The sequence below is a fragment of the Streptomyces sp. SID5910 genome (assembly GCF_009862125.1).
In the GTDB taxonomy this organism is placed as follows: Bacteria; Actinomycetota; Actinomycetes; order Streptomycetales; family Streptomycetaceae; genus Streptomyces.
This window is the reverse complement of the sequence record NZ_WWHX01000099.1, coordinates 1-2,148: the sequence shown is the minus strand read 5'-3', so window position 1 is coordinate 2,148 and position 2,148 is coordinate 1. Positions and strand designations below refer to the sequence as shown.

Genomic DNA, 2,148 nt, shown 5'->3' with positions numbered 1-2,148 from the left:
TGCTCGCTGGTGACCCGTCCCGTCTCCGCCGAGCAGATCAGCGCCGCGGGCGGTGTGCTGCACCGGTCGATGTTCCGGCTGGGCTGGAGCCGTGTACCCGGTGCCGAGGCGCCCGTGCGGCATGCCGGGCCCGCGCCCGTCCTGCTGGGCGGCGCCGGACTGGCATCCCGGGACGCGTGGGCGGAGGAAGCTCTCGACCGGACCTCGTTCCACGAGGACGTCGACGCGCTGTGCGCGGCGCTCGAAGAGGGCGCGGCCGTGCCTCCACTGGTCGCCTGTGTGCTGCCGTCCGCACCGGGTGTGCGCGCCGACGAGGTCGGGCACGCCGTACACCGGGCCCTGGCCCTGATCCAGGGCTGGCTGGCCGACGAGCGTCTCGCCGGCTCGCGGCTGCTGATCGTCACCCGTGGTGCGGTGACGGTCGAGGACGCCGGTGACGTCGCGGATCTCGCGGCGGCCGCCGTGTGGGGGCTGGTGCGGACCGCGCAGACCGAGCACCCGGGCCGTTTCCTGCTGGCCGACCTGGAAGCCGGTACGGCCGCCGCCGAGTCGGGGCGGCCGTCGGAGCTGACCGCCGAGGACCTGTCGCTCCTGGCCGCCGCCGCGTCCTGCGGCGAGCCCCAGGTCGCCGTCCGGGGCGGGAGCCTGCTGGCCCTGCGCCTGGACCGGGTCAGGACCACCGAGACGGCACCGGCCCCTTCGGCGACCTGGGACCCCCAGGGCACCGTCCTGGTGACCGGCGCCGCCGGCACGCTGGGCGGACTGGTCGCACGCCATCTCGTCACGGAGGCCGGCGTCCGGCACCTGTTGCTGATGAGCCGCCGGGGCGGCGACGCCGACGGCGCCCGAGCGCTGGCCTCGGAGCTGTCGGCCGCCGGCGCCTCCGTCACCTGGGCGGCCTGTGACGTGGCGGACCGGGCGGCGCTCGCGGACGTCCTGGCGGCCGTTCCGGCCGACCGTCCGCTGCGCGCCGTGGTGCACACCGCCGGTGTACTCGACGACGGCGTCATCGACTCGCTCACCCCGGAACGGGTGGACGCGGTCCTGCGTCCGAAGGTGACCGCCGCGGTCAACCTCCACGAGCTGACCGAGACGCTCGACCTGTCGGCGTTCGTGCTGTTCTCGTCCGCCGCGGGCACCTTCGGCACCGCGGGCCAGGCCAACTACGCCGCCGGCAACGCGTTCCTCGACGCACTGGCGAGGCGCCGACGCGCCGCCGGCCTGCCCGCCCTCTCCCTCGCCTGGGGTCTGTGGGACCTGGGCGACGGCATGGCCGGCGGCCTGGCCGGTGCCGACCTGCGACGCATCGCACAGTCCGGGGTGCTGGGTCTGTCCGCGGAAGAGGGCCTGACGCTGTTCGACACCGCCTGCGCGGCGGACGCGCCCGTCCTGATACCGATGCGCCTGGACACGGCGCAGGCCGGCCGCGGCGGTGACGTGCCACATGTGCTGCGTGACCTGGTGCGGCCCATGAACCGCCGCTCCGCCGACACCGCCCGGGACGCGGGCCCCGCGCAGCTGCGGGAACAGCTCGCAGGCGTCTCGGCCGCCGACGGCGAACGGCTCGTGCTGAGCGTCGTACGCCGGAACGTGGCCGCGGTCCTGGGCCACGCGGAGGCGGAGGCCGTGGAACCGGGCCGGGCCTTCCAGGACTTCGGATTCGACTCCCTGACGGCCGTCGAGCTGCGCAACCGGCTCACCACGGTCACCGGTCTGCGCCTGCCCTCCACCCTCGTCTTCGACTACCCGACCCCCGCCGCCCTGGCCCGGCACCTCCACGAGGAACTGACCGGCCAGGAGGACACCGCACGCCCCACCGTTCCCGCCCTCCCCGTCGGTGCCACCGGCGAGGACGACGACCCCGTGGTCATCATCTCCATGGGGTGCCGCTTCCCGGGCGGCGTCGGCACCCCCGAGGAGCTGTGGCACCTGCTCGCCGAGGGCCAGGACGCCATCTCGGGCTTCCCCGAGGGCCGCGGCTGGGACGCGGAAGGACTGTACGACGCGGACGCGGACACGGACGGCAAGAGCTACGTCCGTGAGGGCGGCTTCCTGCATACGGCCGGCGACTTCGACCCGGCTTTCTTCGGCATCTCGCCGCGTGAGGCGCTGGCGATGGACCCGCAGCAGCGGCTGCTGCTGGAGACC

1 protein-coding gene is annotated in these 2,148 nt (G+C 75.0%); it reads left to right on the top strand.

The genetic code is table 11. From position 1 onward, the window contains the following. Positions 1-2,148: type I polyketide synthase (locus tag GTW67_RS03690; RefSeq protein ID WP_161163350.1), on the top strand; the 2,148-nt coding region annotated here is incomplete at both ends.